Raw genomic sequence first — 23,371 nt, forward strand, 5'->3', positions numbered from 1 at the left:
CCCTACCCGGCGCAGCGGGCTGCGGAGCCAGGCGCGTCGTCGTCGGCCGGTGCGGATGCCGTCGTCGGAACAGGTGCGACCCCCGCTGTCGGACCGGGTGAGGACCCGGCACGGGACCTGGTGGCCGCGCGGCAGCGGGTCGCCGACCGGATCGGCGAGCTGGTGCCCGTGGCGCAGGAGCACGGCGTGCGGATCGTCCTGGAGCCCCTGCACCCCATGTTCGCGGCCGACCGCGCCGTCATCTCGACCCTCGGCCAGGCCCTGGACCTCGCGGCCCCCTTCCCGGCCGAGGCCGTGGGCGTCGTGGTCGACACCTATCACGTGTGGTGGGACCCCGAGCTCGAGCGGCAGATCGCCCGGGCCGGCGCCGAGGGCAGGATCGCCAGCTACCAGACCTGCGACTTCCTGCTCCCCTTCGCCGCCGACCCGCTGCTCTCCCGCGGGCACGTCGGCGACGGCTACGTCGACTTCGCGACCATCACGCGGTGGGTCACCGCCGCCGGGTACACCGGCGACGTCGAGGTCGAGATCTTCAACCAGACCATCTGGGACACCCCCGGCGACCAGACCCTCGCCACCATGGCCGCCCGCCACCGCGCGCACGTCCTGCCGCACCTCTAGCCCCCGCGAGCCGGGACTCCCGCCCCGCCCCCCACGCGCGGCACCTCACCGCTCCGCCTCCCAAGTCCCCACACTGCGCCCCCGTTGAGATGTCACTTCTTGCCGGATACGGCTCCTGACGTTCCGCCAACGATCGACATCTCAACGGTCGGGGCACGCAGCGCGAGGGCCGCGGACTGACGTGAGGGTTGGAGGGAGCACCCCGGGAGGCGAAGGCGGAGGCGTCCCCAGGTCAGTGGGCGACGGAGTTCTCCCCAGGCACGCGGTCCGCGGGGCGTTCCGGGGCCACCTGGCCGGCACGGTGGGGCGTGGCCCGTCGACCGGCAGCACTGCCCGATGCTCTCGTCGGACGTCCGTTCACGCGTCGGGACGCTCGCGAGCTGGGCATCGGCGACGACCGCCTACGTCGTCGCGACCTGAGCGCACCCTTCACCGGCGTGCGCGACACCACCCAGGACGGTCAGCTGGAGCAGCGCTGCCTCGCCGCACTGTGCGCTCTCCCGCCGGGGAGCGTCCTCTCGCACACGACGGCACTTCGACTGTACGGCGTGCCGCTCCCATGGCAGCTCGAGCGCGAGGCGTCGGTCCACGTGCACCTCCCGCCCGGCGCAAGCAGGGTCCGACGTCGCGGCGTCATGGTCCATCACCGTGCTGAGCCACTCCGTGCGGACCGGCTCGGCCCGCTCCCGGTCGTGCCCCCGTCGCAGGCATGGTGCGACGCCGCCACCCTCGTCGGGGGTGAGGACCTGGTGGTGGTCGGCGACGGGCTGCTGCGCAGGAAGAGCCCACCAACCTCCCTCGAGCGCCTGGCCGATCACGTGAGCAGACTCGCGCCCAGGGCGCGTGGCCGGCGTCGGCTCCTGGAGGCACTGCCTCTGCTGCGGACACGGACCGACTCCCCGATGGAGACCCGCACCCGACTCGTCCTGGTGCAGGCGGGGCTCCCGTGCCCGCACGTCAACGAGCTCGTCCGGGACGCCCGCGGCGACGTGGTCGCGATGCCAGACCTCCTGTACCCCCACGCCAGGCTCGCGATCGAGCACGACGGCGACGTCCACCGCACGGACCCGACGCTCTGGCGCAGGGACGTCGAGCGCCGCGAGATGCTCCAGGACCTCGGCTACCTGGTGCTCGTGGTCACCGCGGACGTCATCCGGTTCGACCCCGACACCATCGTCCGACGCGTCCGCAACGCCCTCCGCACCCGCACATGAGCGGGCTCCCCACCCGCACCGCGCCCCACCTCCCCCGCCCCGAACCTCCCGTGGCGGGGCCCCGCAGCCTTGAGATGTCACTTTCTGGCGGATACGCCCCGCGCGGAGGCGCCAAAAAGCGACATCTCGATGGGCTCCTTCTCCGGCGACGCTCTGCCGGGGTGACCCGACGGGCGCAGGCAGGGCGGGGCGGGCGCAGGCAGGGCGGGGCGGGCGCAGGCAGGGCCCTGGCGGGTGGGCGCTCAGCGTGCCCTGAGAGCTCAGGGGGCGAGAGCCTCGCGGAGGTAGGCGATGTCGTCGGCCTGCGTCTCGGCGGGGGTCTCGACGACGGCGTCGCAGCCGGCCTCGCGGACCACGTGGGCGATGAGCTCGGGCGGGATGGTGCCCGCGGTGAAGCCCGCGTGGCGGTCGCGGCTCGAGCCGGCCTCGTCGCGCGAGCCGTTCGCGTGCACCAGGTCGATGCGGCCGGTGATGGCGCGCACCCGGTCGACGATGGTCTCGAGGTCCTCCCCCGCGGCCCACGCGTGGCAGGTGTCGAGGCAGAAGCCGACCTCGTACTCGCCGATCGCGTCCCAGAGCATCGCGATGCGGTCGAGGGTGCGCGCACAGGCGTTCTCCCCGCCCGCGGTGTTCTCGACGAGCACCGGCACGGGGAAGGTGGCGCGCTCGAACATCTTGCGCCAGTTCTCCATGCCTGCGGCGATGTCGTCCCCGTCCCCCACGTGGCCGCCGTGGACGATCAGCCCTCGGCCCCCGAGCGCCGCAGCGGCGGCAGCGTGCTCAGCAACCATCTTGCGGCTGGGGATGCGCACCTTGTTGTTCGTGGCCGCCACGTTCACCAGGTACGGCGCGTGGGCGTAGAGCCCGAGCCCCGAGGCCACGAAGGTGTCAGCGTCCTCGCGCGGCACGGGCTTCTTCCACCCCTGGGGGTTCGCGAGGAAGATCTGGACGGTCTCGGCCCCGACGGCGGCGGCCGCGGTCACCGGGTCGTCGTCGCGGACGTGCGCTCCGATCAGCACCATGGGCCCACGGTACCCACGGGCGTCGTCGACCGCCCGGGGCTCAGACCAAGCCGGGCAGGAGCGCGGCGAAGCGCTCGCCCATGTGCTGCTGGCCGCGGGCCTCGGGGTGCAGCAGGTCGGGCATGGGCAGGGTCTCCCACTCGGGCCAGCCGTACAGCTCCCGGCCGTCGAGGTAGCGCAGGTGCTCGTCCCCGGCGGTACGACGTCGGTCGACGACGGCGGCGAGGGCCTCACGGATGACGCCGAGGCTGAGCTTGTCGGCAGCGAGCTCCTCGGGGCGCCCGAGGGTGCGGAACACCGGGGCGTCGGGCGGTGACGCGGGGTCGATCTCGGTGGGCCCGGGGCGGTCCTCGACCAGGGGGCACAGGATCGGGGAGACGACGACGACCGGCGTCGTCGGGTGGCCCTCCCGGATGGTGTCGAGGAATCCCTCGACGGCCGGGAGGAAGGCGCGGCGGCGCAGGCAGTCGTGGTTGACCACGTTGATGCCGAGCTTGAGCGTGATGAGGTCGGCAGGCTGGTCGCGGATGGTTCGTGCGACGAAGGGGTCGAGCACCGCGTTGCCCGAGAACCCCAGGTTCACCAGGTCCAGCCCCGCGGTCCGCGCCGCGACCACGGGCCAGGTGCCGGTCGGGGAGTCGGCGTTGCCGCCGTGGCTGATCGAGCTGCCGTGGTGCACCCAGCGCGCGGCGCCCTGCTCCCCGGCCGACGGCGTGACGGGGGCGTCGGCCCGGAGCGCGACGAGTCGGGTGATCTCGTTGTAGGGCAGCCAGATCTCGACCTCGGCGTCCCGCCCGGGGAGCTGGTCGAAGACCACGGTGGCGACCGGTCCGTCGTCGACGACCGCGGTGCCCCGCCGGAAGTCCAGCCGGTAGGCGCCGTGCTCGGTCGCGACGGACTGTCCCATCAGCAGCCCGTCGACCAGCAGGTCGTAGCGTGCGGCCGGCGGGACCGGACCGTCGAGGCCGTCGGGCGGTCGGTTGGCCGAGACGGTGCGCAGGGTCCGCACGTCGAGCTCGACCCGACGCGCCGCGGTCCGGAAGACCAGGCGCACCCCGGCGGGCTGCTGCTCGCACATGGCGATGAAGTCGTCGGGCATCTGCGCCCGTGCCGCGGCCGGCAGCCGGTGCAGCACGAGCCCCTGCCCGGTCGGCTCGACCTCGATGGCACCCGCGATGCGCACCGGTCCGCCGACCAGCGGTACGTCCTGCAGAGTCATGCGCGCTCCTTGGTCCCCGGGCCAGCCTCAGCCGTGCAGGGGGCCGGCCGTGCAGGGCCCGATCCTCTCAGGGCCGGTTCGGCGCGCTGCTCACGAGCCCGAGAGCCGGGCACCGTGGGCTCAGTAGATGTTGCGGTGCTCGCGGAACTCACGCCAGACGTTCTCGAAGAAGTCGTCGTCCTCGGGGATCGGACGACGCGGGCGCCAGCGGAACACGGGGCGGCCGGCTGGGTCCTCGGCGGTGCGGGGCTCGGGCTCGGACCAGCCCTCGGGCGGCCCTTCGGCGGCCCCCCGGGCACCGGTCGCGAGCCACGCGGCCTCCTGGATCTCCTCGTCGAGGGCCCCACGGTCGAGGCTGAAGCGGAACAGCTCGGGCAGGTCGAGCTCGGTCTCGGCGTCGGGCCCGTAGCCGACCAGGGGCAAGGAGCCCTCGGGGTCGGTATAGAGCACAGAGCCGCGGGACTGGCCGCCGTGGGCCACGTAATCAGCCATGGCCGAGAGGTACACGTAGGCCGTGGTGAGGATGTCGCGGACCAGGAAGGTGCGGTTGACCGCGCGTCGGGAGCCGGCGTCGGCCGTGACGAGGTCCTCGTAGCGGGTGAGCCAGTCGTGCACCTCGACCAGGGCCTCGTGGATCGAGTGGGGGGATCGCACGGGGCCGGCCTTGGCGCTCATGAGGACGCCGACGTCGCGCAGCAGGTCTCCGGTGTTGTCCGGCACCCCGGCCGCGGCCCGCTCGGTGGCCCGGGTCACGAGGTCCAGGGCCCCGGCGAGCACTGGGTCGGCCGCCACGGTGAACTCCTCGGTCGAGGCCGGGGCGTCGGTGCGGCGGGTCGCGATGAACTGGGCGGCGCGGGTGGCACCGACCTGGCCGCTGTTGAGGGCAGCGCCGCCGGGACGGTAGACGCCGTGGGCCCCGCCGGCCTCGCCCACGGGGAAGAACCCGCCGACGTTGGACTGCCACCAGGTGTCCACCAGCAGCCCGCCGTTGTTGTGCTGGGCGCACACGTCGACCTCGAGCATCTCCTTCTCGAGGTCCACGTAGGGGTTCTTGTCGAGGTAGAACTGGTAGGCGGGCTCGTTCATGCGCCGCAGCCGCTCGATGGGGGTTCCGAAGAGGACGCCGGCGCGCTCGAGGTAGTCGTGGGCCTCGGGGGACAGCGCGCTCGGGTCGAGCTCGGGCCGTACGGGGTTGCTGCGGAAGTCGAGGAACACCCGGCGTCCGCGCAGCACGGTCTCGCGGTAGACGAGCAGGTCGATCAGCGAGGAGCCGTCGAGGGCCTTCCGGATGTCGAAGGGCCACTGGTAGCCCTTGAGGAAGACCATCGAGAGCATGCGCCCGTAGTCGGGGATGGCCTCGGGGAGGAACTCGCGCTCGTCATTGCCGTCGGCGTCGGTCGAGACGAAGCGCGGCAGCACCTGCATGTACGTGCCCGAGACGTTCCAGCGGGGCTTGATCGAGGCGAGCCCGAACTGCCACTCGGTGAGGTTCTTGCCGTGCACCCCGGCCCGGTAGGCGGCCCCCGAGGCCCCCCACTGCCCGTTGGGGAACACGCGCGTGGCGTAGATGCCCGCGGGCCCACCGGTCGCGTAGACGATGTTGGTGCAGCGGAACAGCAGGTAGGGCGACTCCTCGCCGTCGTGCGGGACGTCGGTGCGCAGCACGAGCAGCCCGGCGACCTCGGTGCCGCCGTCGTGCTCTGCGGAGGGGCGGGTGATGATGTCGACGACGCGGCACTCGTCGTAGATGCGGGTGCCGTTGCGGTGCACCTTCTTCTCGAGCTGCTCGACCATGCTGCGGCTGGTGTACGGACCCACCGAGGTGGCCCGACGGCGCGGGTCGTGGTCGGTCTTGTAGCCGATGAACTCGCCGTAGCGGTTCTGCGGGAAGGGCACGCCCAGGTCGCACAGGTGCAGGAAGGTCCGGGCCGAGAGTGCGGCCTCGGCCAGGGCGTTGTCCCCGTCCATCGCGCCGCCGGAGAAGAGGGTCTCGGCCATCTCCCGCACCGAGTCGCCGTCACCGCCGGAGAGGGTCAGCTTGTAGTAGGTCTGCTTGTCCGAGCCCGCGTTGCGGCTGGCCCCCGCGTTGACCTTGTCCGCGACCATGACGACGTCGTCCTGCCCGAACTCCCACAGGCGGTCGGCGGCGCAGAACCCAGCCGAGCCGGTGCCGACCACCACGGTGTTGGCGGTCACGACGGGCACCTCGCGCCCCGCGATCAGGAGCACCTCGGGGTCGGTCATCGGTCGGCTCCTTCGGGTCGGGGGCTGCTGCTGGTCGGGTGGGGATCCCTCCGCCGTCGGGGAGCCGGGCCGTGCGGGACGCTGCGTAGGACGTCCCGCACGACCCGGTCCCCCGACGGGGCGGGCACGGTGGCCCGGGTGGTGGGAGGGCTGGTCGGTGGGGCCACGACGACTGGTTCGCGGGCTTGGGGGGTCAGAGCCGCGGGATGTGCATGCCGCCGTCGACGTGGAAGACCTCGCCCGTCGAGTAGGGCGTCTGCCCGGTGGCGAGGATCGAGACGGCCCCCGCGACGTCGGCCGGGCGGCCCCAGCGGGCGATCGGTGCCAGGCCGTCGGCGAGCAGGGCGTCGTACTTGCTGGTCACGCCCGAGGTCATGTCGGTCGCGATGACGCCGGGTCGCACCTCGTAGACGACGATCCCCTCGGGGGCCAGACGGGCCGCGAAGAGCTGGGTGGCCATGCCGACGCCCGCCTTGGAGATGCAGTAGTCGCCCCGGTTGGTCGAGACCGCGGTGGCCGAGATGGACGAGACGTTGATGATCGTCGCGACGGGCGTCTCGGGGGGCTCGGGCAGGGCCGCGAGGTCACCGCGCAGGGCCAGGACGCGGTTGGCGAAGGCCTGGGTGAGGAAGTACGGACCGCGCAGGTTGATGCCGAGCACCCGGTCGAAGCTCTCGGGGGTGGCCTCGAGCAGGTCGGCACGGACCGACGGCGCGACCCCGGCGTTGTTGACCAGCAGGTCCAGCCGGCCCCAGGCGTCGACGGCGTCAGCCACGTAGCGCTCGTGGTCCTCGGGCTCGGCAACAGAGCCGCGCACGTAGCGCACGCGGTCATCGCTGCCCGCGAGCTCGCGGAGCTCGGTGAGCACCTCGGTCGGCTCCTCACGCGTGGCGAGGATCGAGACGGCGAAGCCGTCGGAGAGCAGACGGCGGGAGATGCCGAGACCGATGCCCCGGTTCCCGCCGGTGACCAGTGCCACGGGTGTCATCGAGTGCGTTCCTCACGTCGAGCGGGGTCGGCGACGTCCACGCCGACCTTGCTGATCCTGGCATGAGGAACCAGGTCTGGGCAAGCGCTTTCCATCGAGGAGGTGGATGCCCCGTGGCGGATCCTGTCGGTGTCCGACTCGCCGCACCATGCGAGGCCCTCAGGCCCAGAGCTCAACCAGCGCCGCACCGCATCGACGATCGACGAAGACCTCGCGATCATTGATCTCCACCAGCGAGAACAGCCTTCCGCGGGACTTCAGGGAGACACGTCCCGGGGACTCCACCCAGTCGACGCGGACTCTCTCGCCAGCGAGCGAGGTGTACTGGAACCCCAGGGCCACGACATCCTGCCCGTAGGCGAGCTGCCCGATCGGGGACCAGCGCGAGAGCATCGTCTTGGTGCCAGGAAAGTTGCTGAGGTCCAGCAGGACGACGGGCCCGGCGAGCAGAAGTATGGCCAGTCGGCCGAGCCTCGTCGAGAGACACCTGCCCGTGCGGAGCGCCGTGCATGCTCCCATGACGCCTTCTGGCCAGGGGAAATCTCTTGCTCCGGCCCGTGTCGGCGACAGGAGAACCGCATCATGTTGGTTTTTACCGTTCACGGCGCATCCTCGAGTCGACCATCGTTCCGATCACCGGGAAGCCCCGGAGGCTCGCGGCGACGGGCACGGCCACAGTAGCCCTAACCAACGACCACACCGATGACGATCATGGCACTCAGCACCGCACCGAGCGACATCCCGATGGCAAGGTCAGGAACGCCAGGGAGTGAACCGTCGACGGGCCGCTCGTCTTCCGGCTCTCCCCGTCCTTCCCAGGCGCGTAGCTGACGCACAGCACGCGCTAGACGAACCGACATCGGGACGACAAGTCCGAGAACAGGGAAGAGCGCTGCCAAGACGAGGGCGAGGGCATTTCCCGTGGCTAGGGCGCCGAAGAACGGTCGGACCAGCAGCGCAACTCCCAGCAGGGGAAAGTACGCCGCGGCGCACGCGACGAGTATCGCATTCGTCAGCGCCTCCACCGCGTAGTGGCGGCCCCACACCGACGCGTCCGGCCCTAGGCCATCGTTCACGATGTCGGTCGCAATCTGCTCGCGTGAACGCCCACGGGCGTCGTGCGCCGGCCATGACTTCTTCTTGGAAGGCCTGGAGATGCAGTAGAGCACCCTCCAGGCCAGGGCGTCCTCTCGGAGGAACTTCGCGTCGGGCATCGAGGCCTCAATCACTGTTTCGCGCTAGACGAGCGCAAGGAACGCTCCGAAGAGAACGGCCAGGGGCAGTGCGTACACCAGGTCACGGGAACCAGGCTGCGACGCAGAAGACGGCGTCTGCCGTCGTCGCGCCAGGTCGCGGCGCGCGACGCTCCAGCGTCCGGCCCACACCATGCCCAGTGCCATCAGTGGGGCGCTGAAGGCAACGCCGGTAGCCCGAGCCAGGAAGAGCCCGATACTGCCATCGGTGAGCGCGTCGAATCCGATGCCCAGGAGTGCGCCGAGGATCAGGATCGAGACGCCGACGAAGACCGCTGAGTTGGTCAGCAGGCCCAGGAGCTCTTCTCGTTCCGCCATGTCTGGTTCGGGGCCGAGGGCACGCTCGTTGGAGCGGTCCGAGACCTCTTGCACGGTCTCGTGCCCAGCCCGGACCGCGGGGCTCATGCGGTCCATCGGCCGGGTCAGGATCCCCGCCCATCGCCAGATGAAGCTGCCTGGTCGAGCTGGACGGTAGCCGCGGCGCATCGGCCCGTGGCGTGTCGGCAGGCCTTCGGTCACTAGAGGATCGCCGCAACAACGATGAGCAGAGCTGCGGCACCCAACATCACGACACGACGGCGACGGTTGGCGTCACGGACGATGCTGCGGCGCGAGAGCTCCGGCGCGCCCTTGGCAAGGGGTCTGTGCGGAAGGGCGAAGGACCCCACTGCCACGAGGGTTGCTGCACCTCCGAGGATGACGACGACGTCGCTTGGCCCCTCAACGATGGCGTGAGCTGCGGCGAGCAGCATGAGGGACGCTGGCACCCACCATGTGGCTCGGTAGAGGATGCGACGGATGTCGGGCGTCGGGACATACAGCCACCCCCCTGTGCCCAGGTCCCACATGAGGGCAGCGATCGCCAGCCCCAGCGCGAGGTCCACCTACGAGCCCCCGCCCACGCTCCAGTCGAGGCGCGCTCCCACAATGACCCCTCCGACGCTCGACGACCTGAAACCTAGGGGCTGAACCCAGCCTGTGGGAGCCGAAGAGCTGATCTTCACCCGATCGGCTCCCAGGACCCGCCGAGCAGCCCCGTCGAGTGAGACCGGCCCATGACTGACGCCCCAGGGACACCCCACCCCCTCCCCAGGCATGCGCACAGCCCCGATCCCGCCACCCCGGCCTCGTAGGGTGACAAACGCCTGGGCCGGACCCGGCGACGAACCCCCGTACGACTACCTGGGCGACGGAGCACGGACGCACCTCCACCGAGAGCCGCGCCGCCGCCGACGGCCGGCCGCAGCGAACGAGTTCAGGGCAGAGCCCGAGCACGGGTCCCACCCTTCTGACTTGTCGTAGCGAAAGTGGTCGGCCGAGCGCTAGTTCATCAGCCGAGAGCCAGCATGAGGAAGAACCACGCTAACCCTCCGCCCAATAGTGTGGCCGTCGCGAGGTCGTAGGCTCGAGGCTGGGAGGCTTGGCGGAAAGTCCAACTTTCGGGGCGCCCTGCCGCCTCCCACTGGTGGCGGTCGGCTGTTGTGAACCAGCTTCGCACGAAGAGCGGTACGTGCACACCAAAGCACAGCGCACCGGCCGCGACCGTCATGGCCCCCGCAATGCGCACGGGGTCTATATCTGCGAGCTCACCGAGTGCGAAGATCAGGGCCCCGGGGACTCCTAGGACTATGAACAGCGCCAGTGCCGACATGTGCGCCAATCCGCTGTTCTGCAGACGAGTCGTCACCTTGGGGCTCTGCCCCCAGCTCTCTGCCACGAATGCACGGGACTCTTCACGAGCGGCACGCCAACGGCTAGTGCCTGGAGGGCGAGGCGCGATCGGCGTCACGAGGATCATCGGGAAGAGAGCGGACACTAGGACGTGGGCGAGGGCGCTCGTGTCCTCGATGGGAGGCTCGGGGTGGGCTGACTTCCTCATGCCGTGCACTCATTGGCTCTAGTGTCCCAGTTGTTTGTGCCCATCATCCAGCTCCAAAGGTTCTGTTGCCGCACGATGGCTCCACGCCCCAGATTGCGGTATTAACCACAGCATCACCGAACAACCGGCCACGTGCTACCTGCTGCGCGGCTTCCAAACCGTGCCGCTTTTCCAGCGTAACCCAGACCGTAGACGTCCTTGGCAATAGCATCCGCGACGGGAACGATCCCAACAGCGCTCCAAGCGGCCGCCCCGGCGTCGCCAGCACGAGCCTGCTGGATGACCCCGCCGACCGAGTTGCGGCGGCGACGCCTTGGGCGGCGGCGGAGACCAACCGCGGTGCCCCTCCTACGGGAGCCAAGGCGCCAGTGGCAGCCTGCGTGGTGGCAGCCAACAGCGGTGCACAGGCTCGCAGCGTCAGCCACCTTGTGGCGAAGCGTCCGGCCGTCTCGCCCCTCCCCAGACATGTGGACAGCCCCGACCCCACCACCCCGGCCTCGTAGGGTGGCAGCGTGACTGACGCCTGGGCCGGACCCGACGACGAACCCCCGTACGACCCCGCCTACGACGACGTCCCGCCCGACCTCGGGTACGGCGCCGACCCCGGCGCTTCCACCACGAGCACTGCCGGCCGCAGCACGTCGTCGCGCCCCGCCTCGTCCGCCGGGCCCATCCCCACGGCGACCCCTCGCAACCCCGCTCCCCCGGTCCGCGCCGCGGGCGACGACCGCCCCCCGCGCACCCCGCTCGAGGTGCTGAGCGAGGTCTTCGGGTACGACTCCTTCCGTGGCGACCAGGCCGAGATCATCGACACCGTGGTCGCCGGCGGTGACGCCCTGGTCCTCATGCCCACGGGCGGCGGCAAGTCCCTCTGCTACCAGGTGCCGGCCCTCGTGCGTCCGGGCACGGGCGTGGTCATCTCCCCGCTGATCGCGCTCATGCAGGACCAGGTGGATGCCCTCTCGGTGCTGGGCGTCCGCGCCGGATTCCTCAACTCCACGCAGGACCCTGCCGAGCGGCAGCGCGTCGAGCGCGCCTACCTCAGCGGCGAGCTCGACCTGCTCTACCTGGCCCCTGAGCGGCTGCGTGTGCCGAGCACCCTGGACCTGCTGGGTCGCGGGCACGTCGCGCTCTTCGCGATCGACGAGGCGCACTGCGTGTCCCAGTGGGGGCACGACTTCCGCCCCGACTACCTGCAGCTCGCCGTCCTGCACGAGCGGTGGCCCGAGGTCCCGCGCATCGCGTTGACCGCGACGGCCACCGAGACCACCCACGCCGAGATCGCCCAGCGCCTCGAGCTGACCGAGGCCACCGGGGCCAAGCACTTCGTCGCAAGCTTCGACCGCCCCAACATCCAGTACCGCATCGTCGCCAAGGACAACCCGCGGGCCCAGCTCCTCGACCTGCTGCGCACCGAGCACGCCGGGGACGCGGGCATCGTCTACTGCCTGTCCCGCAAGTCCGTGGAGCAGACGGCGGCCCACCTGAGCTCCCAGGGCATCCCGGCCCTGCCGTACCACGCGGGCCTGGACCGCCGGGTGCGCGCCGAGAACCAGTCGCGGTTCCTGCGCGAGGACGGGCTGGTCATGGTCGCGACCATCGCCTTCGGCATGGGCATCGACAAGCCCGACGTGCGGTTCGTCGCCCACCTGGACCTGCCCAAGTCCGTCGAGGGCCACTACCAGGAGACCGGCCGCGCCGGCCGTGACGGCCTCCCCTCGACCGCGTGGCTCGCGTACGGCCTGGCCGACGTCGTCCAGCAGCGCCGCATGATCGACAGCTCCGAGGGGGACGCAGCGCACCGACGGCGGCTGAGCGCGCACCTCGACGCGATGCTCGCCCTGTGCGAGACGGTGGGCTGCCGCCGCGTCCAGCTGCTCGCCTACTTCGGTCAGGCCAGCGAGCCCTGCGGCAACTGCGACACCTGCCTGACCCCGCCCGAGGCCTTCGACGGCACCGTCCCCGCGCAGAAGCTGCTCTCGGCCGTCGTCCGCCTCGACCAGCGCGGTCAGCGGTACGGCGCCGGGCACGTGGTGGACATCCTGCTGGGGAAGGAGACCCCGCGGATCACCCAGCTAGGCCACACCGACCTCACGGTCTTCGGCATCGGCACCGAGCTGGCCGAGCCCGAGTGGCGCGGCGTCGTCCGTCAGCTCCTGGCCCAGGGCCTGCTCGCGGTCGACGGCGACGGGTACGGCACCCTGCGCGTCACCGAGGCCAGCCGCGCGGTGCTCAGCGGGGACCGCCAGGTACCCCTGCGCCGCGAGGCCCCCAAGGCGACCCGCACCCGTTCGACGCGCTCCGGCCGGTCCGGGGCCAAGGCCGGGCCCGAGCTCGACGCCGCGGCCACCGAGGTCTTCGAGCGACTACGCGCCTGGCGTGCGGCGACGGCCAAGGAGAACGGCGTCCCGGCCTACGTGATCTTCCACGACGCGACCCTGCGCGAGATCGCCACCCAGCGCCCCACCAGCCTCGACGAGCTCGCCACCGTCACCGGGGTCGGCGCCACCAAGCGCGAGCGCTACGGCAGCCAGCTCCTCGAAGCCCTCGCCCCCTGATGGGGGCGGTCACCTCAGCCCTCGGGACCATGGCCGCGATCGCCGTCGTCGGCTGGCTCATCGGCCGCGCCCGGCTGCTCGGGGCGGGGGCCGAGCAGGTGCTGGCCCGGACGGTCTTCGCGATCGCCGCGCCCTCGCTGCTCATGGTGACCATCGCGCACGCCGACCTCGGGCTGCTGCTCTCCCGGCTCGCGGTGGTCACGGCGGTCAGCACAGCCCTCGTGGTGCTGACCGCAGCCCTCGTGGTGCGGCTGGGCTTCAAGCGCTCCGCCGGGGAGACGACGGTGGTCACCCTCGCGGCTTCCTACGTCAACGCCGGCAACCTGGGCATCCCCATCGCCGTCTACCTGCTCGGCGATGCGGTCGCCGTCGTGCCGACCCTGCTGTTCCAGCTGCTCGTCCTGGCGCCGGTGGCCTTCACGGTGCTCGACGCGCGGCCCGGCCGGGGCAGCCCGCAGATCCCGGCCGACGACGGCACCGCTCCCGTTCCCGCCCTCACCCGCGCCCGGGGCGTAGCCGGACGCACGCTGCGCAACCCGATCATCATCGGGGCCCTCACCGGCCTCGTGCTCGCGGCTCTCCCGTGGGACCTGCCCGAGGTCGTCTACGAGCCCTTCCGCCTCATCGGCGCCGCCGCAGCCCCCCTCGCGCTGCTGACCTTCGGCATGTCCCTCGCGGTGCCACGCAAGGAGGCCGCGAGCGCCCCGACCCGCGAGCTGGCCCTGGTCATCGTCCTGCGCAGCGTCGTGCACCCTGCCCTCGCAGCCGGGCTCGGGCTGCTCCTCGGTCTCGACGGCACGGCCTTGCTCGCCGTCGTGACCATGGCGGCGCTCCCCACGGCGCAGAACGTCCTGGTGTACGCCCTGCAGTACGGCCGCGGCCAGGCGATCGCGCGCGACGCGGGACTGTGGACGACCCTGCTCGCACTGCCGGTGATGCTCGTCATCGCAGCCGTGCTGGGGTAGTACCGGCCGGGATGAGGCCCGGGGCGGGACACTAGGGTGTCGACCGCCGACGTCGCGAGGGAGAGGGTCCAGTGCCGGGAGTGACCAGCGCCGACGTGGCCCGCGAGAGCGGTGTGTCACGGACCACCGTCAGCTACGTCCTCAACGGCAAGGAGGGCGTGGCGATCTCCCCGGCTACCCGTCAGCGGGTGCGCGAGGCGGCGGTCCGGCTGGGCTACGCGCCATCGGCCGCCGCCCGCACCCTGCGGTCGGGGCGCAGCGACCTGGTCCTGTGCGTGCTGCCCAACTGGCCGATCGGCCCGGTGATCGAGACCCTGGTCGACCACCTCGAGGACGAGCTCGCCGAGCGCGGTCTGTCGGTGCTGGTGCACCACGGTCGCGGGCCGCGCCCGCTCGCCGAGCTGTGGCGTGCGGTCACTCCGCGTGCTGTCGTCGCGCTGGGACCGTTCGCCCCGGACGACGAGCTAGCCATGCGTCAGGCCGGGATCCAGATCGTCAGCACGGCCACCGAGGACGGCCCTGGCCGGCGTCGCGTGTCGACGGTCCCGCAGGGGCACATCGGCCGGCTCCAGGTTCGTCACCTGGCCGCCGCTGGCCACAGCCGCCTCGCCTACGCCGCACCCACCGATCCGCGGCTGGTCGACTTCCTCGAGGGCCGCCTCGCCGGTGTGCGTAACGAGTGCGCCGACCTGGGCCTGCCCGAGCCCGTCGTCGCGGAGGTCGACCTGGAGGTCACCTCCGCGGTGCACGCCCTGCAGGAGTGGCGCGACGCCACCCCCGCCGTGACCGCCGTCTGCGCCTACAACGACGAGGTGGCGCTCGCCGTGCTCGCGGGTCTGCACGCGCTCGGTCTCCGCGCACCGCACGACGTCGCCGTCATCGGGGTGGACGACATCCCGGCGGCGCGGCTCGCCGTCCCGGCACTCACCACCGTCACCCAGGCGATCGAGGCGCAGGCGCGCCACCTGGCGGCCTCGGTGCTGGCAGCGCTCGACCAGGAGGCCCCGCTGCCGCCACCCCCGGGCGACGCTCACGACGTCGTCGTGCGCGACTCCGCTTAGCCAGCCAGCCCTTGACACCACGCCGTCCCCCCTTACGGTGATGACACGTGTTAATGACACGTGTCACTAGCACGCGGTTGAATCGTCTGATCGAGCACCTCAATGGAGAGGACCTCATGACCACGCACCAGATCCCAGACCCGCCCCGCGCCCCACGGTCACGGCGCGCCCGACGCCTCGCTCCCGCACTCGTGCTGGCCGTGGCCGTCGCGACCTTCGCCGGCACGGCGGCCGGCGCGGCACCACCGCAGAGGATCGATCCCAGGAATCCCGACCTGGGCCCGAACGTCCTCGTCTTCGACGACTCGATGCCGCAGGCCGAGATCCAGGCCACCGTCGACGAGATCAACGCCCGCCAGATCGACGACGAGATGGGCACCGACCGCTACGCGCTGCTCTTCGAGCCGGGCACCTACGGGACCGACGCCGACCCGTTGCAGATGCAGGTCGGCTACTACACCGAGGTCGCCGGGCTGGGCGCCTCGCCCTCGGACGTTCGGGTCAACGGCAAGATCGAGGTCTACAACCGCTGCCTCGCCGACGGCGGGACGAGCAACTGCATCGCGCTGGTCAACTTCTGGCGCACGCTCTCGAACCTCACGCTCGACATCAACGGCGCGGGCCAGGACGACTGCCGCGCGTCGGCCAACTTCTGGGCCGTGTCCCAGGCCGTCTCCATGCGCCGTGTGGACGTCAACGGTGGCAACCTCTCGCTCCAGGACTACTGCAGCGCCGGCCCGCAGTACGGCAGCGGCGGCTTCATCGCCGACTCCACCGCGGGCACGATCATCAACGGCTCCCAGCAGCAGTGGCTGACCCGCAACAGCTCGGTGGACGAGTGGAGCAACGCCGTCTGGAACCAGGTCTTCGCCGGGGTCGAGGGAGCTCCCAGCGACGCCGGCTTCCCGGACCCGCCGTACACGACGCTGGAGACCACGCCCGTCAGCCGTGAGAAGCCGTTCCTCTTCATCGACCACAAGGGTCGCTACAAGGTCCAGGTGCCCGCGGCGCAGACCAGCACCCGCGGCGTCTCGTGGGACGAGGGCATGACGGCCGGCCGGACGTTGCCGATCACCGACTTCTTCATCGCCAAGCCGACCGACTCGGTGCAGGTCATCAACAGCCAGCTCGCCCGGGGCAAGCATCTGCTGCTGACCCCCGGTGTCTACGACGTCGCGAAGAGCATCAAGGTCAAGCGACCCAACACCGTGGTGCTCGGCATCGGCCACGCCACGCTGACGGCGGTCGACGGTGCCGTCCCGATGACCGTCGCCGACGTCCCGGGCGTCGTCATCGCAGGCCTGTCGATCGACGCGGGCACGGTCGAGTCCCCGGTGCTGCTGCAGGTCGGCAAGAAGAAGGGGCACCACGGCCGCGGCCACCACGGCCGTGGCCACCAGGGCCGTGGCCACCAGGGCCGGGGAAACCCGACGACGCTGAGCGACGTCTACTTCCGGGTCGGCGGCCCGCACATCGGCCGGACCGACATCGCCCTGGAGGTCAACAGCGACAACGTGCTCATCGACCATGCCTGGGTGTGGCGCGGCGACCACGGCGTCGAGGGCTTCACGGAGGGCGTCAACGGCGACACCGAGCGCTGGCGCACCAACATCGGCCGCAACGGCGTCGTCGTCAACGGCAACCGCGTGACCGCGACCGGCCTGTTCGTCGAGCACTTCCAGGAGCACAACACGATCTGGAACGGCGAGGACGGCACGGTGATCCTCTACCAGAACGAGCTGCCGTACGACCCGCCCACCCAGGCGGACTGGGGCGAGGACGACGGCGTGCTGGGTTGGGCCGGCTACAAGGTCGGTGACCGCGTGAAGAGGCACACCCTGCATGGGGGCGGCGTGTACGTGTTCAACCAGAACAACCCGCAGATCCGCACCACCAACGGCTTCGAGGTGCCGCAGCGGCCGGGCGTGCAGCTGAACCACATCATGACCGTGAACCTCAGCGCCGGCGTCATCGACCACGTGGTCAACGGCATCGGCGACGCGGCCACCTTCGAGGACGGGCACGTCGGGGTGCCGGTGTACATCGAGCGGTACCCGCTGCCCTGATCCGGAGCGGGCAGCACGGTGCAGGAGCTCACCGGGTGGGCCGGGGTCGACATGACCACCCCGGCCCACCCGGCAGCACGTCCGGGGCGGGCGGCGCTACCCACTGACGGCGGGCAGAGCCACCCACCCAGCGCCGCCGCGGGAAAGACGACACCATCGTGGGCGTGACGATCCAGCCGGCGCTCAGCGCCTTCCCGTTGACGCCGATGAGGGACGAGGCGGTCGACGACGCCGCCCTAGCGAGGCTGGTGTCGAGGCTCGTGGCAGGCGGCGTCGACTCGGTGGGCGTCCTGGGGTCGACCGGCGTCTGTGCCTACCTGTCTCGCGACGAACGTCGGGCCGCCATCGATGCCGCGGTCGGCGCAGCCGATCAGGTGCCGGTAATCGCGGGGGTCGGTGCGCTGCGGACCCGAGACGTCCTGGTGTACGCCGAGGACGCTCAGGCGGCCGGAGCCTCGGCGCTGCTGGTGGCGCCCGTCTCGTACCACCGGCTGCGCCACGAGGAGGTGTTCGGCCTCTACGCAGATGTCACGTCGAGCTCGTCGGTCCCGGTCGTGGTGTACGAGAACCCCTCGACGACGGGCTTCACCTTCACCGACGAGCTGCACGCACGCATCGCACAGCTGCCCAGGATCGCCGGCGTGAAGATCCCCCCACCAGCCCCGGGGACCGCGGCCGACCGCGTAGCTCGCCTCCGCGACCACCTGCCGGCTGACGTCACCATCGGAGTCAGCGGCGACTGGGCGGCTGCGGAAGCCCTGACGAGCGGCTGCCACGCCTGGTACTCGGTCCTCGCTGGGCTCTTCCCCCGGGCCGCGCGCGCGATCGTCGACGCAGCGAGGGCCGACGACGCCGACGCAGCCCACCAGCACTCGTCGAGCCTCGAGCCGCTCTGGTCCCTGTTCAAGGAGCACGGGAGCCTGCGGGTCATGGCGACGGCGGCCGAGGCGCTCGGACTCGTCGACGCGCCCTGCCTGCCGCGGCCGCTGCTCGCCCTCGATGAGCACTACCGCCCGGCGGTCGAGAACGCGCTGCGTACCAGCGGTCTGGTCTAGCCGCTGCGCACCTTGGTCTACGGCGAATCAACGCTTCAGCCTGATCCGTCGACTGCCGATGATGTCGGAGGCGCATCCCGACCGGGGCTGTGCAAGACCCCCACGACGCTCTGGTCGCGCTGCTGGCCGGATGTGTGGTGCCTGTCGCCCCAACACCGAAGGAGCGCCCACCCGTGCCAGAAGCCCCGACGCAGTTCACCATCGTCCCGGACGACTACCACGTGCCCTACGCCGGAACGGCTGAGGATGGACGCAAGTTCTTCCTCAGCGACGAGCTCTTCGTCCCGGGTGAGTCGGCGTACGTCGCAGTCTTCTTGTGGCAGGCCGACGGCCGTTTCGACGAGATCCGGGTGGACGAGGTTGCGAGCCCGGGAGGCCTCCCCGCTGGCCAGGCCTCCTCGGCCGGGGCCGACAACATCGTGAAGACTCGATTGGCTGAACTGGGCGACTACGTCCTCGAACCCATCGAGGTCGAGCCCTTCACGCAGCAGGTCGACGACGTCACCTTCGGCTGGAAGGTCGACCAGTACGAGGACGGCACCTACTACATCAGCATCGAGCCCGGGGACTTCATCGCCTACTACGAGCCGTGGGACGGGCTCGAGTACGACACGTAGGTCGGTCTACAGCGATCCCAGCCAGAGGTCGCGTGCTTGTCTTGAGAGGTCGTCGACAACCTCGCGCACCCGGGTGATTGAGCTGGTCAGCCGAGGCCCGCACACGTCACCCTGACGAGATGAAGCAGCGGAGCACGCCCTCGTTCGCTCAGATCGTCGAGGACGCGAAGCGAGCTCCGCGCCCGCTGGTCGAACCCGCCGACGACGGGTCACGGCTCACCGACCCCGCCGGACGCACCTGGCACGAGGTCGAGGCGCCGATCAGCCCCGGACGAGCCCGGGAGCTCGTCGCCGACGGGGCCGCCCTGGCGTGGGACGACTGCGGCAGCCGAGGCTATGGCGCACCGGTCGACTGGCTGAGCACGAGTGAGGCGACTGCTCTGGCGGCGGACGGACTCCCGGTCCTCCGCACGAAGCGGGACCCCGCATCAGAGCTCAGCGCGTGGGCGACGGAGGACGGGGCCTCGCTGGTGCTGGCGACCAGATCGGTCCGCTGGGGTCGTCGCTTGGCATGACATCGAGCCGGTGCCGCCACGAGAGAGGCAGCCCGTGCCTTGCTCGCGTGATGGACTGGGGCGGCGACGGCACCGTCGCGTGGCGGCGCACCGACGAGGGCCTGACCCTCTGGGGACCGCGCGCGGCCGTGGATCGTGAGGTCCTGCTCCACACGCTCGACCTCGACTGACACCTCCAGCCACCGACCACACCCCACGCGGAGGTGGTTGCTGGCCATCGAGCTGAGGGGCAGACCTCCTAGGGGCCAGCGCCTCGTCGAGGTGATCCTTGGCGCCTACCTCGAGCGGGCCGCGCCGCGCGCCGGAACGATGAACCGCGCTGCCAGCGCAGTGGCCAGTGCCCACGCCATCGGCGTGCGCACGAAGGCTTCCAGGGGCGCGATCGAGGCCGCGCTCGCCACCAGGATGATCACGCACACGAGCAGGCCGGTAGCGCTCGCCTTGCGGCTGGCCCCCACGACCCACGCCGCACACACCACGGCGCCCGTGAGGAAGCCCTCGAGGACGACGGTCCAGCTCAGCCCGCTGCGCTCGAAACCCAGGTACTTGCCCTGCACGACGATGGTCGCGAGTGCAGCGAGCGCTACCACAGCAACGATCCGCGCTTGGCTCTTCATCGAGCGGCCCCCTTGACGTCTGCGATGGCGATGATCTTGTCGCGCGACACGCTACACCGCGCCCGCTGGCGGGCTACGGTGCGCGGATGAGCAACCTGAACGACGTCGGCGACCGTGACGCGTGGCGCTGCTGGCTGTGCGACGAGCCGGTCGACCCTGAGGCGTCGGTCAACTCCGACCGCGGTCCGAGCGTCGACCTCGGCGTCACCAAGTCCAAGAAGGCCGCCGCGGGCACCGAGCGGCTCGCGCACCGTGCGTGCAACACCCGCCGAGGGGCGGTCAAGCCGGTGGTGCCGTGGTCACCCGAGCTGTTCGTCGTCGACCCCGCACCGATCGTGGGGACCGTCGAGCGCCTCGGCCGCAAGGGCGGGCGTGAGGTGGTGGCGCGGTGCCCGAGCCGTGCGGACGCCGACCTCGCCGCCGCATGGCTGGTCGATCGGCTGTCGCGCTTCGCCCCCGGACTGGCCGTCACGACGCAGGTCGAGTCGGGTGGTGGGCAGTTCCTGGTAGTGCTGCGCGCCTGACGACGCCCGAGTGATTCCGCTGGGAGGCTTGCACCGTGGGCAGCAGCTGGTTGGACCTGGCGACGCAGCGTTGGGTGCGTGCCACCGGCCGGCGGGTCGACCTCTCCGCAGAGCGGTGGCTGCAGGGGCCCGTCGGGGGGACAGACGTCATCGGCTCGTCGTGGCTCTCCGCCGAGGCTGACCGACTCGAGGCATCGGTCACGCCTAGCGGTCAGCCCGCGGGGTTGCTCGCCTCCATGGCCGCGCTCGACGGCGACGCCTTCACCGCTGCCGACCTGGCGCCGTCGGTCCGTGACTTCTACGAGCAGACCAGCCGGTGGCGCCTGGACGCCTGGGTCGCCTGGTCGTCCTGGGCGTGGCCGTTCGGGTGGCTGCTGAGCACCGCCTTCGCCCGCCGCCTGGAGCAGCTCGCGCTGCCGTTGCGACCTCTCGACGTCGCGCACGGCATGACCAGCACGGTGACGCCGCTGCGGAGGGACGGGGAGCAGGTCGCCGCCCTGTGGCTCCGACGGCTCCGCTCCACCGGCGTGGTCGTGTTCAGCGGCCTCTACAGCGCCGTCGCACCACGCGGCAGCCAGTCCCCCGCCATCAAAGTCGCCTTCCCCCTGCCCAACGGCCGTCTCGTCGTGCTGCTGACTCCACGCGTCGGCGATCAGGGCTCACTCGTCCTGAGCTCCTCTCGCGGCGGATGGGGCGGACAGGGGGCATACCTCGTCGTCGACACCCCCGGAGGGTCCTGGGCACGCCGCATCCCGATCCACGAGCAGTTCCACGTCCACGTCGACGACGAGGGCGTCCTGCGCACCGACCACAGCCTCGCGCTCGGCCCGCTGCCGGTCCTGCGGCTGCACTACCGGCTCACCCCGAGCCAGGACGCGTGATCGAGAGGGCTGACGTCGGGATGATGGACCGGTGAACCCTGGGAACCCGAGCATCGCCGAGGTCCTGGATGCCGATGCCGCATCAGACCTCCTCGCCGAGCTCGCAGACCGCGCTCCCCGCCGCCGGCCGGCTCTGCTGCGTCGGGTGCTCGCACACGCCGTCCAGAACAAGGGCTACCTGGAGGCCGACGACGCGGCAGCGGCGATGGCGGCCGCCGCACTGGTCGCCGTGGCTCGGGACATGACCGAGGCCGAGGGCGACGAGGACCTCGAGGCGCTGACCGCGTTCCCGGTCGACGCACGCCTGCTCGAGTCCGCCCTGGCGGCGCTCGGACGCCTGGCGGATCCCCGCGACAACGAGCTGCTGGGGTCGTGGGAGGACGGTGAGGCGCTCGACGGCTATCTGGCCGGGATCCACAGGTGGCACGAGGCCCTCTCGAGGCCCGTCACCGGCCGTCCTCCGGCCCGACGCCGGGCCCGGACGCACGGACCGCGACTCCGCGCCGGCGCGACCTTCCTGTGCAAGCTGCCCAGCGGACGACGGGTCCGCGCCGTCGTGATCGCCGTCCGCGACGGCGGTGAGTCGGCCCGCGTCGCCCTGGTCGGCCCGGCGACGCTCGATCCCGACGACGTCGGTGCGCAGAGCTGGGTGCTGATCGACACGCTGGACTGCCTCTCCGCTGACCTCGAGTGCCGGGAGGGGTGGTCGCGTCGTGACGACGCGCCTCCCCCGCTGCTACGAACGCTGCAGGAGGAGCCATCAGCCGAGGGAGCAAAGGGTGGCCCCGACCTCCTCGGGCCGCACGTCCTCGACGCGCTGGTCGACGACACCGAGGCACGAGGTCTCACCGGGCTGGCCTGGCACCACGACCCCCGTGGCATCGCCCCATGGCGCGAGGACCTCGTCGACGAGTACGCGCCGTGGGTCGAGACGACCCAGGAGGCAGCGCGCGCCGGCGAGCCGGCGGCCGGGATCGCCGCACTGCTCGCCGTCCGGTACGGCGACGTAGGCGTCCACGACAGCGCACTTCGACGATATGCAGAGGATGCCTACGCCTACCTCGAGTCGTGGAGGCCAGACCCGGAATAGCTCACCGCCCGGCGGTTTCACGAGCGGACGAACGCTCACCCGTCACGGCTGAGCCAGGTCGGGGTACCGCTCGACGAGGGCGTCGAGGTCGGCTGGGCACTCCACGATGGTGGCGGCGACGGTGTCGGCCGTCTTCGCCAGGCCGTCTGCTGGCACCTCCTCGTCGGGGGTCAGCTCGATCCGGAAGCCGCCGCAGGTGAATGCGGCTGCCGCACGGCCGTCCGGTGACTCGCCCTGCCAGTGGTAGGCGCCGTGCTCGACAACCACAGCGCCCACGTCGCTGGTGCTCCGCACCTCGACGGAGGCGCGGTCGAGGGCGCGACCGCGTGGATCGACCCGCCAGCCGATGTACCCGTGGTCGGTCTGGATGGACTCCGTTCCGGCGAGGACGTCGTGCTCCTGCCCCAAGGGCTCGTACCCACCAGCAACAAGCATGTCGTCGAGCCACTGGTTCATCGCGCACACCGTCACCGCGGGTTGGCATCCTGGGTGCCCGGTGACCGAGGGCGGGAACTCTCGCGCGGTGCCGTTCTCGTCGAAGCGGTCGTCGATGATCTCGACCGTCGGCTGCTCCTCCAGCACGTGCCCCTCGGGCAGTGCCACCACGTACGTGGTGACCCGATGGTCGTACGTGCACCCGCCGACGCCCTCCGGGGTACCGACGACGATCTCGACCAGCCCGTCGTGGCCTCGGATCGCCTGGGGCATCGACGGGCAGGTGAGTGACCCACCGGTCGACAGCGTGACGGTCCCCGCGTCGAGGTCGACCAGAGGTGACTCGGGCGCGCCGTCAGGCCCCCGCCAGGGTAGGTGTCGAGAACCGTCGCGGCCACGAACGGTGGGGCCTCCTCGGTGGCTGGGGCCGCCGTCCGGTCCACGAACGTCGGCCAGCCGCTGACAAACCCCGCGGCCACGCCGAGCACCGCGACCCCGGCAGCGCCCAGGCCGCCCCATCGCGCCGCCGTCCGGCGTCGACGCCACC

Annotated in this window: 21 protein-coding genes; 11 read left to right on the plus strand and 10 right to left on the minus strand. The window is 71.4% G+C overall.

The window, feature by feature from the left end:
• A partial coding sequence (locus L0B03_RS02345; RefSeq protein ID WP_250443612.1) for a sugar phosphate isomerase/epimerase occupies positions 1 to 621 on the plus strand: 621 nt, incomplete at its 5' end.
• A 308-nt stretch (positions 622 to 929) separates the two neighbouring features.
• On the plus strand, positions 930 to 1,835 hold the full coding sequence (locus L0B03_RS19495; RefSeq protein ID WP_250443615.1) for a DUF559 domain-containing protein: 906 nt from the start codon (positions 930 to 932) through the stop codon (positions 1,833 to 1,835).
• 260 nt (positions 1,836 to 2,095) lie between these two features.
• On the opposite strand, the gene L0B03_RS02355 is transcribed toward L0B03_RS19495, so the two are convergent.
• The 8 genes from L0B03_RS02355 to L0B03_RS02390 form a co-directional block, all read right to left on the minus strand.
• Positions 2,096 to 2,857 carry a deoxyribonuclease IV gene (locus L0B03_RS02355; RefSeq protein ID WP_250443618.1) on the minus strand — a complete coding sequence of 254 codons (762 nt, stop codon included), beginning with the start codon at positions 2,855 to 2,857 and terminating at the stop codon, positions 2,096 to 2,098.
• A gap of 40 nt (positions 2,858 to 2,897) precedes the next feature.
• A complete protein-coding gene (locus L0B03_RS02360; protein ID WP_250443621.1) occupies positions 2,898 to 4,076 on the minus strand; it encodes a GDSL-type esterase/lipase family protein in 1,179 nt (392 codons plus the stop codon).
• 120 nt (positions 4,077 to 4,196) lie between these two features.
• The gene (locus L0B03_RS19150; protein ID WP_284501290.1) at positions 4,197 to 6,320 is read right to left on the minus strand and encodes an FAD-binding protein; all 2,124 of its coding nucleotides are present in this window, start codon (positions 6,318 to 6,320) and stop codon (positions 4,197 to 4,199) included.
• 193 nt (positions 6,321 to 6,513) lie between these two features.
• On the minus strand, positions 6,514 to 7,308 hold the full coding sequence (locus L0B03_RS02370; protein ID WP_250443623.1) for a 3-ketoacyl-ACP reductase: 795 nt from the start codon (positions 7,306 to 7,308) through the stop codon (positions 6,514 to 6,516).
• 159 nt (positions 7,309 to 7,467) lie between these two features.
• Positions 7,468 to 7,827: a hypothetical protein gene (locus tag L0B03_RS02375; RefSeq protein WP_250443626.1), complete on the minus strand. Its 360-nt coding sequence runs from the start codon at positions 7,825 to 7,827 to the stop codon at positions 7,468 to 7,470.
• Between the two features lie 164 nt (positions 7,828 to 7,991).
• On the minus strand, positions 7,992 to 8,522 hold the full coding sequence (locus L0B03_RS02380) for a hypothetical protein (protein ID WP_250443629.1): 531 nt from the start codon (positions 8,520 to 8,522) through the stop codon (positions 7,992 to 7,994).
• 24 nt (positions 8,523 to 8,546) lie between these two features.
• Entirely contained in the window at positions 8,547 to 9,080 is a 534-nt protein-coding gene (locus tag L0B03_RS02385) for a hypothetical protein (protein ID WP_250443632.1), read from the minus strand.
• Positions 9,080 to 9,445 (minus strand): hypothetical protein, encoded by a 366-nt coding sequence (locus tag L0B03_RS02390; protein ID WP_250443635.1) that lies wholly within the window; start codon positions 9,443 to 9,445, stop codon positions 9,080 to 9,082. The genes L0B03_RS02385 and L0B03_RS02390 overlap by 1 nt, the downstream gene beginning before the upstream one ends.
• 1,507 nt (positions 9,446 to 10,952) lie before the next feature.
• Here L0B03_RS02390 and recQ point away from each other — a divergent pair.
• The 6 genes from recQ (at position 10,953) to L0B03_RS02420 (ending at position 18,762) form a co-directional block, all read left to right on the plus strand.
• On the plus strand, positions 10,953 to 12,998 hold the full coding sequence (gene recQ / locus L0B03_RS02395) for a DNA helicase RecQ (RefSeq protein ID WP_250443637.1): 2,046 nt from the start codon (positions 10,953 to 10,955) through the stop codon (positions 12,996 to 12,998).
• Between the two features lie 29 nt (positions 12,999 to 13,027).
• The gene (locus tag L0B03_RS02400) at positions 13,028 to 13,963 is read left to right on the plus strand and encodes an AEC family transporter (RefSeq protein WP_250443639.1); all 936 of its coding nucleotides are present in this window, start codon (positions 13,028 to 13,030) and stop codon (positions 13,961 to 13,963) included.
• A gap of 80 nt (positions 13,964 to 14,043) precedes the next feature.
• Positions 14,044 to 15,024 (plus strand): LacI family DNA-binding transcriptional regulator, encoded by a 981-nt coding sequence (locus L0B03_RS19500; protein WP_250443640.1) that lies wholly within the window; start codon positions 14,044 to 14,046, stop codon positions 15,022 to 15,024.
• Between the two features lie 116 nt (positions 15,025 to 15,140).
• The gene (locus tag L0B03_RS02410; RefSeq protein ID WP_250443643.1) at positions 15,141 to 17,090 is read left to right on the plus strand and encodes a glycoside hydrolase family 55 protein; all 1,950 of its coding nucleotides are present in this window, start codon (positions 15,141 to 15,143) and stop codon (positions 17,088 to 17,090) included.
• A gap of 164 nt (positions 17,091 to 17,254) precedes the next feature.
• Entirely contained in the window at positions 17,255 to 18,145 is an 891-nt protein-coding gene (locus tag L0B03_RS02415; RefSeq protein ID WP_308199981.1) for a dihydrodipicolinate synthase family protein, read from the plus strand.
• Between the two features lie 173 nt (positions 18,146 to 18,318).
• Positions 18,319 to 18,762 carry a hypothetical protein gene (locus L0B03_RS02420; RefSeq protein ID WP_250443645.1) on the plus strand — a complete coding sequence of 148 codons (444 nt, stop codon included), beginning with the start codon at positions 18,319 to 18,321 and terminating at the stop codon, positions 18,760 to 18,762.
• A 790-nt stretch (positions 18,763 to 19,552) separates the two neighbouring features.
• Here L0B03_RS02420 and L0B03_RS02425 read toward each other — a convergent pair.
• Positions 19,553 to 19,894, minus strand: coding sequence for a hypothetical protein (locus L0B03_RS02425; RefSeq protein ID WP_250443648.1), 342 nt, complete (start codon positions 19,892 to 19,894; stop codon positions 19,553 to 19,555).
• An 86-nt stretch (positions 19,895 to 19,980) separates the two neighbouring features.
• On the opposite strand from L0B03_RS02425, the gene L0B03_RS02430 reads away from it, so the two are divergent.
• Genes L0B03_RS02430 through L0B03_RS02440 form a run of 3 tightly spaced genes read left to right on the plus strand, consistent with a single transcriptional unit; the run spans position 19,981 to position 22,389 of the window.
• The gene (locus L0B03_RS02430; protein ID WP_250443650.1) at positions 19,981 to 20,418 is read left to right on the plus strand and encodes a hypothetical protein; all 438 of its coding nucleotides are present in this window, start codon (positions 19,981 to 19,983) and stop codon (positions 20,416 to 20,418) included.
• A gap of 35 nt (positions 20,419 to 20,453) precedes the next feature.
• Complete coding sequence (locus L0B03_RS02435) at positions 20,454 to 21,299, plus strand: hypothetical protein (protein ID WP_250443653.1); 846 nt, start codon at positions 20,454 to 20,456, stop codon at positions 21,297 to 21,299.
• A gap of 31 nt (positions 21,300 to 21,330) precedes the next feature.
• Positions 21,331 to 22,389, plus strand: a complete 1,059-nt coding sequence (locus L0B03_RS02440; protein ID WP_250443655.1) for a DUF4259 domain-containing protein — start codon at positions 21,331 to 21,333, stop codon at positions 22,387 to 22,389.
• Positions 22,390 to 22,431: 42 nt separating this feature from the next.
• Here L0B03_RS02440 and L0B03_RS02445 read toward each other — a convergent pair whose 3' ends face one another.
• Complete coding sequence (locus L0B03_RS02445) at positions 22,432 to 23,097, minus strand: hypothetical protein (RefSeq protein WP_250443658.1); 666 nt, start codon at positions 23,095 to 23,097, stop codon at positions 22,432 to 22,434.
• Positions 23,098 to 23,371: the final 274 nt, after the last annotated feature.

Source organism: Actinotalea sp. C106 (assembly GCF_023630195.1).
GTDB lineage: Bacteria > Actinomycetota > Actinomycetes > Actinomycetales > Cellulomonadaceae > Actinotalea.